Annotated in this window: 21 protein-coding genes; 20 read left to right on the top strand and 1 reads right to left on the bottom strand. The window is 61.2% G+C overall.

Annotated features, from left to right (window positions below; all coding sequences use genetic code 11):
- Window positions 1–10 precede the first annotated feature (10 nt).
- The 20 genes from rplP to AC1RKJ_RS04910 all read left to right on the top strand — a co-directional run bounded on the left by rplP (window position 11) and on the right by AC1RKJ_RS04910 (window position 11,403).
- Window positions 11–424, top strand: a complete 414-nt coding sequence (gene rplP, locus AC1RKJ_RS05005; protein ID WP_019196586.1) for a 50S ribosomal protein L16 — start codon at window positions 11–13, stop codon at window positions 422–424.
- Between the two features lie 10 nt (window positions 425–434).
- Window positions 435–644, top strand: a complete 210-nt coding sequence (rpmC, locus tag AC1RKJ_RS05000) for a 50S ribosomal protein L29 (RefSeq protein WP_492789979.1) — start codon at window positions 435–437, stop codon at window positions 642–644.
- Between the two features lie 10 nt (window positions 645–654).
- Window positions 655–900, top strand: a complete 246-nt coding sequence (gene rpsQ, locus AC1RKJ_RS04995; RefSeq protein ID WP_019196588.1) for a 30S ribosomal protein S17 — start codon at window positions 655–657, stop codon at window positions 898–900.
- A 36-nt stretch (window positions 901–936) separates the two neighbouring features.
- On the top strand, window positions 937–1,305 hold the full coding sequence (gene rplN / locus AC1RKJ_RS04990; RefSeq protein ID WP_006611848.1) for a 50S ribosomal protein L14: 369 nt from the start codon (window positions 937–939) through the stop codon (window positions 1,303–1,305).
- Window positions 1,305–1,619, top strand: coding sequence for a 50S ribosomal protein L24 (gene rplX, locus AC1RKJ_RS04985; protein WP_492789978.1), 315 nt, complete (start codon window positions 1,305–1,307; stop codon window positions 1,617–1,619). Before rplN ends, rplX begins: the two co-directional genes overlap by 1 nt.
- Entirely contained in the window at window positions 1,612–2,169 is a 558-nt protein-coding gene (rplE, locus tag AC1RKJ_RS04980) for a 50S ribosomal protein L5 (RefSeq protein ID WP_492789977.1), read from the top strand. Before rplX ends, rplE begins: the two co-directional genes overlap by 8 nt.
- A gap of 53 nt (window positions 2,170–2,222) precedes the next feature.
- Window positions 2,223–2,528 carry a 30S ribosomal protein S14 gene (rpsN, locus tag AC1RKJ_RS04975; RefSeq protein ID WP_492789976.1) on the top strand — a complete coding sequence of 102 codons (306 nt, stop codon included), beginning with the start codon at window positions 2,223–2,225 and terminating at the stop codon, window positions 2,526–2,528.
- A gap of 12 nt (window positions 2,529–2,540) precedes the next feature.
- A complete protein-coding gene (rpsH, locus tag AC1RKJ_RS04970) occupies window positions 2,541–2,939 on the top strand; it encodes a 30S ribosomal protein S8 (protein ID WP_492789975.1) in 399 nt (132 codons plus the stop codon).
- Window positions 2,940–2,953: 14 nt separating this feature from the next.
- Window positions 2,954–3,487 carry a 50S ribosomal protein L6 gene (gene rplF / locus AC1RKJ_RS04965; protein ID WP_492789974.1) on the top strand — a complete coding sequence of 178 codons (534 nt, stop codon included), beginning with the start codon at window positions 2,954–2,956 and terminating at the stop codon, window positions 3,485–3,487.
- 11 nt (window positions 3,488–3,498) lie between these two features.
- Complete coding sequence (rplR, locus tag AC1RKJ_RS04960) at window positions 3,499–3,861, top strand: 50S ribosomal protein L18 (RefSeq protein ID WP_492789973.1); 363 nt, start codon at window positions 3,499–3,501, stop codon at window positions 3,859–3,861.
- 75 nt (window positions 3,862–3,936) lie between these two features.
- Window positions 3,937–4,509, top strand: a complete 573-nt coding sequence (gene rpsE / locus AC1RKJ_RS04955; protein ID WP_492789972.1) for a 30S ribosomal protein S5 — start codon at window positions 3,937–3,939, stop codon at window positions 4,507–4,509.
- Between the two features lie 83 nt (window positions 4,510–4,592).
- Window positions 4,593–4,790: a 50S ribosomal protein L30 gene (gene rpmD / locus AC1RKJ_RS04950; RefSeq protein WP_492789971.1), complete on the top strand. Its 198-nt coding sequence runs from the start codon at window positions 4,593–4,595 to the stop codon at window positions 4,788–4,790.
- A gap of 42 nt (window positions 4,791–4,832) precedes the next feature.
- Complete coding sequence (gene rplO, locus AC1RKJ_RS04945) at window positions 4,833–5,351, top strand: 50S ribosomal protein L15 (RefSeq protein WP_492789970.1); 519 nt, start codon at window positions 4,833–4,835, stop codon at window positions 5,349–5,351.
- A gap of 160 nt (window positions 5,352–5,511) precedes the next feature.
- A complete protein-coding gene (gene secY / locus AC1RKJ_RS04940; protein WP_492789969.1) occupies window positions 5,512–6,843 on the top strand; it encodes a preprotein translocase subunit SecY in 1,332 nt (443 codons plus the stop codon).
- Window positions 6,840–7,739, top strand: coding sequence for an adenylate kinase (locus AC1RKJ_RS04935; protein WP_492789968.1), 900 nt, complete (start codon window positions 6,840–6,842; stop codon window positions 7,737–7,739). The genes secY and AC1RKJ_RS04935 overlap by 4 nt, the downstream gene beginning before the upstream one ends.
- A gap of 161 nt (window positions 7,740–7,900) precedes the next feature.
- Entirely contained in the window at window positions 7,901–8,269 is a 369-nt protein-coding gene (rpsM, locus tag AC1RKJ_RS04930; RefSeq protein WP_492789967.1) for a 30S ribosomal protein S13, read from the top strand.
- A 106-nt stretch (window positions 8,270–8,375) separates the two neighbouring features.
- On the top strand, window positions 8,376–8,765 hold the full coding sequence (gene rpsK, locus AC1RKJ_RS04925) for a 30S ribosomal protein S11 (RefSeq protein ID WP_006021048.1): 390 nt from the start codon (window positions 8,376–8,378) through the stop codon (window positions 8,763–8,765).
- Between the two features lie 105 nt (window positions 8,766–8,870).
- The gene (locus tag AC1RKJ_RS04920) at window positions 8,871–9,902 is read left to right on the top strand and encodes a DNA-directed RNA polymerase subunit alpha (protein ID WP_492792648.1); all 1,032 of its coding nucleotides are present in this window, start codon (window positions 8,871–8,873) and stop codon (window positions 9,900–9,902) included.
- Window positions 9,903–10,019: 117 nt separating this feature from the next.
- Window positions 10,020–10,436 (top strand): 50S ribosomal protein L17, encoded by a 417-nt coding sequence (rplQ, locus tag AC1RKJ_RS04915; protein ID WP_492789966.1) that lies wholly within the window; start codon window positions 10,020–10,022, stop codon window positions 10,434–10,436.
- A gap of 172 nt (window positions 10,437–10,608) precedes the next feature.
- Window positions 10,609–11,403, top strand: coding sequence for an SDR family NAD(P)-dependent oxidoreductase (locus AC1RKJ_RS04910; protein WP_492789965.1), 795 nt, complete (start codon window positions 10,609–10,611; stop codon window positions 11,401–11,403).
- 376 nt (window positions 11,404–11,779) lie between these two features.
- Here AC1RKJ_RS04910 and AC1RKJ_RS04905 read toward each other — a convergent pair whose 3' ends face one another.
- Entirely contained in the window at window positions 11,780–12,796 is a 1,017-nt protein-coding gene (locus AC1RKJ_RS04905) for a zinc-binding alcohol dehydrogenase family protein (RefSeq protein WP_492789964.1), read from the bottom strand.
- Between the last annotated feature and the right edge of the window lie 73 nt (window positions 12,797–12,869).

Genomic DNA, 12,869 nt, shown 5'->3' with positions numbered 1-12,869 from the left:
GGCGTAAGCCATGATGCAACCAAAGAAGACAAAGTTCCGCAAGGCGCATAAGGGCCGTATCCACGGCGTCGCCTCGTCGGGCGCGACGTTGTCTTTCGGCCAGTTCGGCCTGAAGGCGATGGCGCCGGAGCGCATCACCGCGCGCCAGATCGAAGCCGCCCGCCGCGCGCTGACCCGTCACATGAAGCGTGCCGGCCGCGTCTGGATCCGTGTATTCCCGGATTTGCCGGTGTCGAAGAAGCCCGCCGAAGTGCGAATGGGCTCCGGCAAGGGTACGCCGGAATTGTGGGTCGCCCGCGTCAAGCCGGGCCGTCTCATTTTCGAAATCGACGGCGTGACCCAGCAGACCGCGAAGGAAGCACTGTCGCTCGCCGCCGCCAAACTTCCGATCAAGACGCGCTTCGTTGCGCGCATTGCGGAGTAAGGAAACGATCATGGCCGATTTGAAAGCCGAAGATATCCGCGCGATGAGCTCCGATCAGATGGACGAGGCCGTCCTCAATCTGAAGAAGGAGCGGTTCAACCTGCGCTTCCAGCGCGCCACCGGGCAGCTCGAGAATACCTCGCGCCTGCGTGAGGCTCGCCGCGACATCGCACGCATCAAGACCATCGCAGCGCAGAAAAGCGCTGCGGCCAAGAAGTAGGGGTAGACAGATGCCAAAGCGTACTCTCCAGGGCGTCGTCGTCAGCGACAAGCAGGACAAGACCATTGTCGTGCGTGTCGACCGCCGCTTCACCCACCCGATCTACAAGAAGACGATCCGACGTTCGAAGAACTATCACGCGCACGACGAGAACAATCAGTTCAAGGCAGGCGACGTGGTTCGAATTGAGGAAAGCAAACCACTCTCGAAGTTGAAGCGCTGGACGGTTGTCCAGGCCGAAACGAAAACAGCTTAAGCGCAATAAGCGCAAGAAAGAGGACGAGGTGCATCAATGATTCAGATGCAGACCAACCTCGACGTGGCCGATAATTCCGGCGCGCGCCGTGTCATGTGCATCAAGGTTCTTGGAGGTTCCAAGCGCCGCTATGCAACGGTGGGCGACATCATTGTCGTCTCGATCAAGGAAGCCATTCCACGTGGGAAGGTGAAGAAGGGCGACGTCATGAAGGCTGTCGTCGTTCGCGTGCGGAAAGATATCCGCCGCGCCGACGGTTCCGTCATCCGTTTCGACCGCAACGCGGCTGTGTTGATCAACAACCAGTCCGAGCCGGTCGGCACCCGTATCTTCGGGCCGGTGCCGCGCGAGCTTCGCGCCAAGAACCACATGAAGATTATCTCGCTTGCGCCGGAGGTGCTGTAATGGCTGCCAAGATCCGCAAGGGTGACAAGGTCATCGTATTGAACGGCCGCGACAAGGGCCGGACCGGCGAAGTGTTCGAGGTGCGTCCCACCGAGAGCAAGGCGCTCGTGCGCGGCGTCAACCTGGTGAAGCGTCACCAGAAGCAGACGCAGGCCCAGGAGGGCGGCATCATCTCCAAAGAGGCGCCGATCCACCTGTCGAACATCGCGCTCGTCGGCAAGGACGGCAAGCCGACCCGCGTCGGTTTCAAGATCCAGAAGGACGGCACCAAGGTGCGCATTGAGAAGCGCTCGGGAGCAGAGATCAATGGCTGAGACCGCATACGTTCCGCGCCTGCGCGCGCAATTCGATAAAGAGATCCGCGGCAAGCTGATCGAGCAGTTCGGTTACACGAACGCTCTGCAGGTGCCCGCGCTCGACAAGGTCGTGCTCAACATGGGCATCGGCGAAGCTGTCAACGACCGCAAGAAGGTCGAACTGGCTGCTGCCGATCTCGCGCTGATCGCGGGCCAGAAGCCGATCGTCACGCATTCGCGCATGGCGATCGCGACCTTCAAGCTGCGTGAAGGCCAGGCTATCGGCGCCAAGGTCACGCTTCGCAAGTCGAAGATGTACGACTTCGTCGATCGTCTCGTGAATATCGCTTTGCCTCGAGTCCGCGACTTCCGCGGCCTCAATCCGAAGAGCTTTGACGGCCGCGGCAACTATTCGCTCGGCCTCAAGGAGCATCTCGTGTTCCCGGAAATCGACTACGACAAGTCGGGCGAGACCTGGGGCATGGACATTACGATCTGCACCACGGCGACTGACGATGAGCAGGCGCGTGCGTTGCTGACCGCATTTAATTTTCCGTTCCGGCAGTGAGACACTGAACTAGTTCAGCGTCTCAAACGCGGAAAGGTATGGAGACTACTCGTATGGCTAAGAAGAGTTCTGTCGAGAAGAACAACCGGCGTCAGAAGATGACGAAGAACGCTGCTGCCAAGCGCTCTAAATTGAAGGCGATCATCGCCGACAAGAAGAAGCCGATGGAAGAGCGTTTCGCGGCGACGATCAAGCTCGCCGAGATGCCGCGCAATTCGTCCGCGACCCGCATCCGCAACCGTTGCGAGATCAGCGGCCGTTCCCGCTCGGTCTATCGCAAGCAGAAGATGAGCCGCATCGCCATTCGTGAATACGGCTCGAAGGGCCTTATTCCCGGCCTCGTCAAGTCCAGCTGGTAAGGGAGGTCGGTCATGTCAACACACGATCCGATCAGCGATCTCATCACCCGCATCCGCAACGCGCAGATGCGTTCGAAGTCCAAGGTTTCGACCCCGGGTTCGAAGATGCGCGCCAACGTTCTCGAAGTGCTCAAGGCCGAGGGTTATATCCGCGGCTATGCAGCGGTCGAACACGCCGGCGGCCACAACGAGCTTGAAATCGAACTGAAGTATTTCGATGGCGAGCCGGTCATCCGCGAGATCGAGCGGGTCTCCAAGCCAGGGCGTCGCGTTTACGCCTCGGTGAAGAACCTGCCGCGCGTGAAGAACGGTCTCGGCATTTCGGTGCTGTCGACGCCGAAGGGAATTATGGCTGACCACGACGCGCGTGACGCGAACGTGGGCGGCGAAATTCTCTTCACGGTGTTCTGAGGAAGGGAAGAATTATGTCACGCGTAGGCAAAAAGCCCGTCCCGATCGTCTCCGGCGTCACCGCCAACGTCGAAGGGCAGACCGTCAAGATGAAGGGGCCGAAGGGCGCTCTTCAGTTTGTGGTTCACGACGACGTGTCGGTCGAGCTCAAGGACGGCGCGATCCGTGTCGCGCCGCGCTTCGAAACCAAGCGCGCGCAGTCGCTGTACGGCACCGCACGGGCCCAGATCGCAAATCTGGTCGAAGGCGTCACCAAGGGCTTCGAGAAGAAGCTTGAAATCACCGGCGTCGGTTACCGCGCCGCGTTGCAGGGCAAGAACCTGCAGCTCGCGCTCGGTTACAGCCACGACGTGATCTATCCGATCCCGGAAGGGATCCAGATCACCGTGCCGAAGCCGACCGAAATCACCATCGTCGGCAACGACAGCCAGCGCGTCGGCCAGGTCGCCGCCGAAATCCGCAGCTATCGTCCGCCGGAGCCCTACAAGGGCAAGGGCGTGAAGTACGCCAACGAATTTATCTTCCGCAAGGAAGGCAAGAAGAAGTAACGGAGCCGGTCATGTCGAAACTCAAGGTCACGAATGCCCGGCGCAAGCAGCGCGTGCGTCTCGCGCTGCGCCGGACCGCGAACGGGCGTCCGCGCCTGTCTGTGTTCCGCTCGTCGAAGCACATCTACGCTCAGGTCATCGACGACCTGAAGGGCGAAACGCTGGCGTCTGCCTCGTCGCTGGAAAAAGCCATGCGCGACGGCGGCAAGACCGGCGCCGACATCGATGCGGCGAAGGCTGTCGGCAAGTTGCTGGCGGAACGCGCTGTGAAGAACGGCGTCAAGGAAGTGGTTTTCGACCGTGGTGGTTATCTCTACCACGGCCGCGTCAAGGCGCTTGGCGATGCTGCCCGCGAAAGCGGTCTCAGCTTCTAAGCTGCTGGTTTGAAAATTTGAGTTTGAACGGACACAAGGACAGGAACGCAAGTTCCTCAAGGATTGGAAAACACCATGGCAGGTGAACGCGAACGCGGTGGCGGCCACAGGGGCGGCCGGGAAGAGCGCGATAGCGAGTTTGTCGACAAGCTCGTCCACATCAATCGTGTGGCGAAGGTCGTCAAGGGCGGCAAGCGCTTTGGTTTCGCAGCCCTCGTCGTTATCGGCGATCAGAAGGGTCGGGTCGGATTCGGCCACGGCAAGGCGCGCGAAGTTCCTGAAGCGATCCGCAAGGCGACCGAGTCTGCGAAGCGCAACCTGACGCGCGTTGCTTTGCGCGATGGCCGCACGCTGCATCACGACATCGCTGGCCGTCATGGCGCCGGTCGCGTCTATCTGCGCGCTGCACCGGCCGGTACCGGCATCATCGCCGGCGGCCCGATGCGCGCCGTGTTCGAGACGCTCGGCATCCAGGACGTTGTGGCGAAGTCGATCGGTTCGTCGAATCCGTACAACATGGTTCGTGCGACTTTCGACGCGCTGAAGCATCAGGATTCGCCGCGTTCGGTCGCGGCACGCCGCAACATCAAGGTGTCCACGCTGCAGTCCCGCCGCGTCGGTGGCGATGCGGAAGCGGTTGCCGAATAGTTTGGTGCATGATCCGGAAAAGTGGTCTTCCGGTTTTCCGATAAGATCATGCCGCTCTAGAGAGACTTTTTGGAGTTAAGACAATGGCCAAGGCCGCAACGAAAACCATCAAGGTCGAGCAGATCGGCAGCGCAATCCGCCGCCATCACTCGCAGCGCGAGACGCTGATCGGCCTGCGTCTCAACAAGATCGGTCGCGTCGCCGAGTTGCAGGATTCGCCTGCCATTCGCGGCATGATCGCCAAGGTTCAGCACCTCGTTCGCGTCGTCGACGAGAAGTAAGTTCGCGTCGCAAGACAGCGGAACGCAAGAAGGAATCGAACGATGAAGCTCACCGAGATCGCCGACAATCCCGGCTCGCGCAAGAAGCGTATGCGGGTTGGCCGCGGCATTGGCTCCGGCAAGGGCAAGCAGGCAGGCCGCGGCGGCAAGGGCCAGACCGCGCGTTCAGGCGTGCGCATCAAGGGCTTTGAAGGCGGCCAGATGCCGCTGCATCGCCGTCTGCCGAAGCGCGGCTTCAACAACATTTTCCGGCTCGACCTGACCGAGGTCAATCTCGACCGTCTTCAGGAAGCCATCGACGCCAAGAAGCTCGACGGCAAGGCCACCATCAACGCTGAATCGCTGGTGAAGTCCGGCCTGCTGCGCCGTTCCAAGGACGGCGTGCGGCTGCTCGGCCGTGGCGAACTCAAGGCCAAGGTCAACATCGAAGTGCACGGCGCGACCAAGTCCGCGATCGAGGCAGTCGAGAAGGCCGGCGGCACGGTGAAGATCCTGGCGCCTGCCAAGGACGCAGCCGCGCAGAAGGCTGCTGCCAAGAAGCCGAACAGGAAGGCCTCGTAACGTCGCGATCCCGCCCTTGTGACGGGTATTCGCGGCGTGACTACCTATATGCTCGCGGGAAGTCGCAGCACTATGGGGCACCGAAGCCGGTCATGACGGACAACGGGATCGGAGCCGGCGCTGCGAAAATGATGCGAACTTCGGATTCGGGACACTAGTTATGGCCTCTGCAGCGGAACAACTGGCGGCAAATCTCAACTTCGCGGCATTCGCAAAGGCTGACGAACTCAAAAAGCGCATCTGGTTCACACTGGGTGCGCTGCTTGTTTATCGGCTGGGCACCTACGTCCCGCTGCCGGGCATCGATCCGAATATCTGGAGCCAGATCTTCAAGTCCCAGGCCGGCGGTATTCTGGGCATGTTCAACATGTTCGCCGGCGGCGGCATCAACCGCATGGCGATCTTCGCGCTGAACATCATGCCGTACATCTCGGCGTCGATCATTCTTCAGTTGCTGACCAGCGTGTCGCCCCAGCTCGAAGCGCTCAAGAAAGAGGGCGAGTCGGGCCGCAAGGTCATCAACCAGTACACGCGCTATCTCACGGTCGTGCTCGCGACGTTCCAGGCTTACGGCATTGCCGTCGGCCTTGAAGGCGCAGGCAACGTCGTCGCCGATCCCGGCATGTTCTTCCGTCTCTCGACCACGATCACGCTGGTCGGCGGCACCATGTTCCTGATGTGGCTCGGCGAGCAGATCACCTCGCGCGGCATCGGCAACGGCATCTCGCTGATCATCATGGCGGGCATCGTCGCGGAATTGCCGTCGGCCATCGCCGGCACGCTTGAACTCGGCCGCCAGGGCGCGTTGTCCACGTTCCTCATTCTCGCGATCATCATCATGGCAGTCGCGGTCATCGCGCTGATCGTGTTCGTCGAGCGCGCGCAGCGCCGACTGCTGATCCAGTATCCGAAGCGTCAGGTCGGCAACAAGATGTTCGAGGGCCAGTCCTCGCATCTGCCGCTGAAGCTGAATACGTCGGGCGTGATTCCGCCGATCTTCGCATCGTCGCTGCTGTTGCTGCCGACCACCATCGCGAGTTTCAACGCGGGCAGGGGACCGGAGTGGTTCCAGTGGCTGACGACACAGCTCAGCCACGGCCGTCCGCTGTTTCTCGTGCTGTATCTCGGCATGATCGTGTTCTTCGCGTTTTTCTATACCGCGATCGTGTTCAACCCGACCGAGACCGCCGACAATCTCAAGAAGCACGGCGGCTTCATTCCGGGCATCCGTCCGGGTGAGCGCACCGCCGAATACATCGATTATGTGCTGTCGCGCATCACGGTCGTTGGCGCGATCTATCTCGCGGTGGTCTGTCTCGTTCCGGAAATCCTGATTTCCTACGCGTCGGTGCCGTTCTATCTCGGCGGCACGTCGCTGCTGATCGTCGTCAGCGTGACGATGGATACGGTCGCCCAGGTGCAGGGCTATCTTCTTGCGCACCAGTACGAAGGGCTGATCCGTAAATCCAAATTGAGGGGCCGCCGTAAATGAGGTTGATTCTTCTCGGGCCGCCGGGGGCGGGCAAGGGAACACAGGCGCAAAGACTGGTTCACAAACACGATATCGTTCAACTCTCCACCGGAGAGATGCTGCGTGCCGCTGTTGCAGCCGGAACGCCGATCGGTCTCAAGGCGAAAGACATCATGGCCAGCGGCGCGCTGGTCCCTGACGAGGTTGTGGTTGGAATCATCGCCGATCGCATCGAGGAGCCGGACGCCAAGAAGGGCTTCATTCTCGACGGCTTTCCGCGCACCGTTCCGCAGGCCGCTGCGCTGGACGAATTGCTCAAGAAGAAGCACCTCAAGCTCGACGCCGTGGTCGAACTGCGCGTGAACGAAAGCGCGCTGCTGGAGCGCGTCGAGACCCGTGTCGCGCAGATGCGCGAGCGCGGCGAAGAGGTTCGCATCGACGATACGCCGGAGGTGCTGTCGAAGCGCCTGGCCAGCTATCGTGCGCAGACCGAGCCGTTGGTTCACTACTACTCGGAAAAGCGGAAGCTCATCACCATCGACGGCATGATGACCATCGAGCAGGTGACGGCGGCCATCAATCGCGTGCTGGCGGCTTTGACCGCGACCGAATCGACGGCCAAGGCGACCAAGGCCAAGACGGCCAAGAAGAAGTCCGGCACCAAGACCGCGGCCAAAAAGGCCAAGAAGGGTGCCAAGAGCTCCGCCAAGACGGCCAAAAAGGCTGTGAAGGCGTCGGCTAGGAAAGCCAAAAAGGCCGCTAAACCGGCCAGCAAGGCTTCCAAGGGGCGTAAAAAGCCGGTTGCGAAGGCCAAAAGCCGGGCCAGTGGAACCAAGGCGGCCAAGACCCGGAAAGTGGCCAAAAAGGTCGCTAAAAAGCGAGCTAAGGCCGTCAAACGGTTGACGAAACGCCGCTGAATACATTAATAAGCCCGCATCCAGTCGGATAGTTCAGACGATGCCGGGCCCCGAACCAAAAGTGGGGAGGGCGTCGTGTTCGCCGTTTGTGAACACCCGCCCGACGCCAAAGACTTAACAAGACAGGCCGTCCGACACGGATGGCGACAGGAGCGAAGACCGTGGCCCGTATTGCAGGCGTCAACATTCCGACCAACAAGCGCGTGCTGATCGCGCTTCAGTACATTCATGGCATCGGCCAGAAGAATGCCGCGTCCATCGTCGAGCAGCTCAAGATTCCGGCCGAGCGCCGCGTCTCGCAGCTCACCGACGCGGAAGTCTTGCAGATCCGCGAAATGATCGACCGCGACTTCCTCGTCGAGGGCGACCTGCGCCGCGAAGTCGGCATGAACATCAAGCGCCTGATGGACCTCGGCTGCTATCGCGGCCTGCGTCATCGCCGCGGCCTTCCGGTGCGCGGTCAGCGCACCCACACCAATGCGCGCACGCGCAAGGGTCCGGCCAAGGCCATCGCCGGCAAGAAGAAGTAATTTCGTATCGACGACCAAACCGATCCGGTCCGCAAGGGCCGGATGATCACCTGAAATTCCCCAGCGTCTGGCACCACGGACGCGCTTGAAGGAAGAGACCAAGACTATGGGTAAAGAAGCCACTCGCGTCCGCCGCCGTGAACGCAAGAACATCGCATCCGGCATCGCGCACGTGAATTCGTCGTTCAACAACACGACCATCACCATCACCGACGCGCAGGGCAACACCATTGCATGGTCGTCGGCCGGGACGATGGGCTTCAAGGGATCGCGCAAGTCGACTCCGTATGCGGCGCAGGTTGCCGCCGAAGACGTGTCGAAGAAGGCGCAGGAGCACGGCATGCGCACGCTCGAAGTCGAAGTCGCGGGTCCGGGTTCGGGCCGTGAGTCGGCGCTGCGTGCCCTGCAGGCGGCGGGCTTCACCGTGACGTCGATCCGCGACGTCACCACGATCCCGCACAACGGTTGCCGTCCGCGCAAGCGTCGGCGCGTCTGATTGTTTTTTACTGCCGCGGGCAATATGTGCCCGCGTTGTTTTTAAGATGCGATGACGCGGGTCGCTCCCGCGCCGCAAACCTCCAACGCCAAGAATTCGAGTGGCATGGGTGAACAAGTGACGATCCAGAAAAATTGGCAAGAACTCATTCGTCCGAACAAGCTGGCGGTCACGCCGGGTTCGGATCCGACCCGTTTCGCAACCCTCGTCGCTGAGCCGCTCGAGCGCGGCTTCGGCCAGACGCTCGGCAACGCGCTGCGCCGCGTGCTGCTGTCGTCGCTGCAGGGCGCTGCCGTGCAGTCGGTTCACATCGACGGCGTGCTGCACGAGTTCTCCTCGATTGCAGGCGTCCGCGAGGACGTGACCGACATCGTGCTGAACATCAAGGACATCTCGATCAAGATGCAGGGCGAAGGCCCGAAGCGCATGGTCGTGAAGAAGTCCGGCCCGGGCGTCGTCACTGCCGGTGACATCCAGACCGTCGGCGATGTCGTCGTGCTGAACCCGGATTTGCAGATCTGCACCCTCGACGAAGGCGCCGAGATCCGCATGGAGTTCACCGTGAACTCCGGCAAGGGCTACGTCGCCGCCGAGCGCAACCGTCCCGAGGACGCGCCGATCGGCCTGATCCCGGTGGACAGCCTGTTCTCGCCGGTTCGCAAGGTGTCCTACAAGGTTGAGAACACCCGCGAAGGTCAGATCCTCGATTACGACAAGCTGACGCTGACCATCGAGACCAACGGCGCGATCTCGCCGGACGACGCGCTCGCTTACTCGGCGCGCATCCTGCAGGACCAGCTCAACGTGTTCGTGAACTTCGAGGAGCCCCGCAAGGAGGTTGCCGCCGAGATCATTCCGGATCTCGCCTTCAACCCTGCGTTCCTCAAGAAGGTCGACGAACTCGAACTGTCGGTTCGTTCGGCCAACTGCCTGAAGAACGACAACATCGTCTACATCGGCGACCTCGTGCAGAAGTCGGAAGCGGAAATGCTTCGCACTCCGAACTTCGGCCGCAAGTCGCTGAACGAAATCAAGGAAGTGCTGGCCCAGATGGGTCTGCACCTCGGCATGGAAGTGCCCGGCTGGCCGCCGGAGAACATCGACGAGTTGGCCAAGCGCTTCGAAGATCACTACTGAGCGATTCAATCGTCGTGGCCGGGTGCAAGCTCGGCCACCACGTTTTGGGCGAACGCAGGCAGCCCACCTGAGCAGCATCTCCGGCAAGCCGTCGGGATAGAGATTGAGGACTAAACTATGCGTCACGGAAAAGTACATCGTAAGCTCAACCGCACGGCAGAACACCGCAAGGCGATGTTTGCAAACATGTGCGCCGCGCTGATCAAGCACGAGCAGATCATCACCACCTTGCCGAAGGCGAAGGAATTGCGCCCGATCGTCGAGAAGCTGGTGACGCTCGGCAAGAAGGGCGGCCTCTCGATGCGCCGTCAGGCGATCAGCGAGATGCGCGATCTCACGCAGGCCAAGAAGCTGTTCGACGTTCTGGCTCCGCGTTACAAGGATCGTCAGGGCGGCTACACCCGCATCATCAAGGCCGGCTTCCGCTACGGCGACAATGCGCCGCTCGCGGTGATCGAGTTCGTCGACCGCGACGTCGATGCCAAGGGCCTCGACTCGGGTCCGGTGCAGGAGAAGTCGGCAGACGCCGCCTAAGCTTCCTCACTTCAGACATTCGGAAAAAGCGGCGTCTCAAGCGCCGCTTTTTTGTTGCCCGATCCCTGATGTTTCCCCTGAGGCCACGATGCCGTGAACCCGGGGACACGGTCCTGCGATGGCGTTCGCGCTTTCGCACGCCATATGAGGCTCCGTAGCAAAGGAGCATTCCATGAAGATCGATCTTTCAGGCACCACGGCTGTCATTACCGGCTCGACCGGCGGCATTGGACTCGCCATCGCCAGGGGCCTCGCCGGAACGGGCGCCAGCGTGGTGGTCAATGGACGGACACAGGCCAAGGCTGACGCGGCGGCGGCTGCCATCGTCCAGGCTGTGCCGGGTGCGAAAGCGCGCGGTGTCGCCGCCGACGTGTCCACCGCAGCCGGCTGCAAGACGCTGGTCGCCGCCGTGCCCGACGCGGACATTCTCATCAACAACGCGGGCATCTTCGAGCCGAAGGACTTCTTCGAGATATCCGACGAGGACTGGAGCCGCTTCTTCGACGTCAACGTGATGTCCGGCGTGCGGCTGTCGCGCGCCTACATGCCCGGAATGCTGAAGCGCAACTGGGGCCGCATCGTTTTCATCTCGTCGGAATCCGCGATCAACATTCCGAAGGAGATGATCCACTACGGCACGACCAAAACGGCGCAGCTTGCGATTTCGCGCGGGCTCGCGGAGATGACCAAGGGCACCAATGTGACGGTCAATTCGGTGCTGCCGGGGCCGACCATGTCGGAAGGCGTCGAGACCTTCGTGAAGGATCTCGCCAAACAGAACGGCCAGTCGGTGGAGGAGGCGGCGTCCCAGTTCGTCAAGCAGCATCGCGGCACATCGCTGATCCAGCGGTTCGCGCGCGTCGACGAGATCGCCAACATGGTGGTCTATGTCTCGTCGCGTGAAGCCTCCGCGACCAATGGCGCAGCGCTGCGGGCTGAAGGCGGCATCATCCAGACGATCGCGTAAGTCTGGATACCTGCAGGCTTGTGAGAAACAAAAAAGGCGGCGCAGGGTGCGCCGCCTTTTTCAGATGCCGGCCCGCGGGCATGCGAGCGAAACATGGAAGGTTCTGAGCGAAAGAGGCACGCACCCGAAAGGCAGAAACCGCTTTGAAACTCGGGCGGAAGCTAAAAGCTTTCGATGACAGATTTGTAACAACGGCCTGATCGTTGCTGCAACGCGGCCATGCGCCGCAATGCGGCACGAAGATCACGCACATCGAGAATCGCAGCAACCGCGACGGAGGTATGATTGAAAAAAGAGAGCAGCGTTTGGCGCTGCTCTCTTTGAATGCGTGATCCCAAATTTGAAATTACGCGAGGTGCTGTAATACAGGCGGAACTTACCAGCCTTCCAGCACCAGCTTTCCGGTCGAGCGTCCACCCTCAATCGCTACGTGCGCTGCCTTGAGATTTGCCGCGTTGATGGTGCCTATCGTCTTGTCGAGTGTTGTCCGCAGCACGCCGCTGTCGATCAAGCTGGCAACCTCGTCGAGCAGCTTGTGCTGTTCGATCATGTCCTCGGTCTGGAATGACGAGCGCGTGAACATCGATTCCCAATGCAGCGATACGGCTTTGCCTTTCAGCAGCATGACATTCGGCGGCGTCGCGGGATCGTCGATCAGGCCGATCTTGCCTTGAGGGGCGATGATGTCGGCGAGCGCCTGGAAATGCTGCTCGGTGTTGGTCAGCGCGGCGATCAGTCCGACAGGCGGTGCGTTGAGGGCCGCAATCTGCTCCTTCATGGACTTGGAGTGATCGATGACATGATGGGCGCCGAGATCGAGACACCATTTGGTGGATTCCGGCCGCGATGCCGTGACGATCACGGTCAGGCCGGTCAGCTTGCGGGCGAACTGAATCAGGATCGATCCGACGCCGCCTGCGCCGCCGACAATCAGCAGCGAACGCGGCTCGGCGGTTTTGCCTTGCTGCGCGCCGAGGCGGTCGAACAGCAGTTCCCATGCGGTGATCGAGGTGAGGGGAAGTGCAGCCGCCTGCGCAAATGACAGCGTCTTCGGCTTGCGGCCGACGATGCGCTCGTCGACCAGATGAAACTCCGAGTTGGTGCCCTGACGCAGGATCGAGCCGGCGTACCAGACTTCGTCGCCCGCCTTGTAGAGCGTGACGTCCGGTCCGACCGCGTCGACAATTCCTGCCGCGTCATAGCCGAGGACCTTGGTTTCGCCTGCCGGCGGTTCGGCCCGCTTGCGGACCTTGGTGTCCACAGGATTGACCGAGATCGCTTTCACCGCGACGCGGATGTCGCGCCCCTTCGGCTCCGGCTTTGCGGCGTCAAAGTCCACCAGCGCGTCCGGTGCATCGATCGGAAGTGATTTTTTGTAACCCACGGCTTTCATTTCTGGCTCCAATTGATGATCGGCGGTTTGTCGGAACCTACGTGTCTCGCTTAAGCCCGAATTGCAAGTACTG

The sequence above is a fragment of the Afipia sp. GW822-FHT04G07 genome (genome assembly GCF_058800765.1).
The sequence above is the reverse complement of the archived record's forward strand: the minus strand, read 5'-3'. Positions and strand labels throughout refer to the sequence as shown.

What these genes read in the sequence shown, in the direction of transcription:
- AC1RKJ_RS04935 (WP_492789968.1), top strand. Translation starts at nt 6,840, where the DNA reads ATGAGGTTGATTCTTCTCGGGCCGCCGGGGGCGGGCAAGGGAACACAG.
- rpmC (WP_492789979.1), top strand. Translation starts at nt 435, where the DNA reads ATGGCCGATTTGAAAGCCGAAGATATCCGCGCGATGAGCTCCGATCAG.
- rplQ (WP_492789966.1), top strand. Translation starts at nt 10,020, where the DNA reads ATGCGTCACGGAAAAGTACATCGTAAGCTCAACCGCACGGCAGAACAC.
- rplX (WP_492789978.1), top strand. Translation starts at nt 1,305, where the DNA reads ATGGCTGCCAAGATCCGCAAGGGTGACAAGGTCATCGTATTGAACGGC.
- AC1RKJ_RS04910 (WP_492789965.1), top strand. Translation starts at nt 10,609, where the DNA reads ATGAAGATCGATCTTTCAGGCACCACGGCTGTCATTACCGGCTCGACC.
- rpsQ (WP_019196588.1), top strand. Translation starts at nt 655, where the DNA reads ATGCCAAAGCGTACTCTCCAGGGCGTCGTCGTCAGCGACAAGCAGGAC.
- AC1RKJ_RS04920 (WP_492792648.1), top strand. Translation starts at nt 8,871, where the DNA reads ATGGGTGAACAAGTGACGATCCAGAAAAATTGGCAAGAACTCATTCGT.
- secY (WP_492789969.1), top strand. Translation starts at nt 5,512, where the DNA reads ATGGCCTCTGCAGCGGAACAACTGGCGGCAAATCTCAACTTCGCGGCA.
- rpsH (WP_492789975.1), top strand. Translation starts at nt 2,541, where the DNA reads ATGTCAACACACGATCCGATCAGCGATCTCATCACCCGCATCCGCAAC.
- rpmD (WP_492789971.1), top strand. Translation starts at nt 4,593, where the DNA reads ATGGCCAAGGCCGCAACGAAAACCATCAAGGTCGAGCAGATCGGCAGC.
- rplP (WP_019196586.1), top strand. Translation starts at nt 11, where the DNA reads ATGATGCAACCAAAGAAGACAAAGTTCCGCAAGGCGCATAAGGGCCGT.
- rpsK (WP_006021048.1), top strand. Translation starts at nt 8,376, where the DNA reads ATGGGTAAAGAAGCCACTCGCGTCCGCCGCCGTGAACGCAAGAACATC.
- rplE (WP_492789977.1), top strand. Translation starts at nt 1,612, where the DNA reads ATGGCTGAGACCGCATACGTTCCGCGCCTGCGCGCGCAATTCGATAAA.
- rplN (WP_006611848.1), top strand. Translation starts at nt 937, where the DNA reads ATGATTCAGATGCAGACCAACCTCGACGTGGCCGATAATTCCGGCGCG.
- rplF (WP_492789974.1), top strand. Translation starts at nt 2,954, where the DNA reads ATGTCACGCGTAGGCAAAAAGCCCGTCCCGATCGTCTCCGGCGTCACC.
- rpsE (WP_492789972.1), top strand. Translation starts at nt 3,937, where the DNA reads ATGGCAGGTGAACGCGAACGCGGTGGCGGCCACAGGGGCGGCCGGGAA.
- rplR (WP_492789973.1), top strand. Translation starts at nt 3,499, where the DNA reads ATGTCGAAACTCAAGGTCACGAATGCCCGGCGCAAGCAGCGCGTGCGT.
- rpsN (WP_492789976.1), top strand. Translation starts at nt 2,223, where the DNA reads ATGGCTAAGAAGAGTTCTGTCGAGAAGAACAACCGGCGTCAGAAGATG.
- rplO (WP_492789970.1), top strand. Translation starts at nt 4,833, where the DNA reads ATGAAGCTCACCGAGATCGCCGACAATCCCGGCTCGCGCAAGAAGCGT.
- AC1RKJ_RS04905 (WP_492789964.1), bottom strand. Translation starts at nt 12,796, where the DNA reads ATGAAAGCCGTGGGTTACAAAAAATCACTTCCGATCGATGCACCGGAC.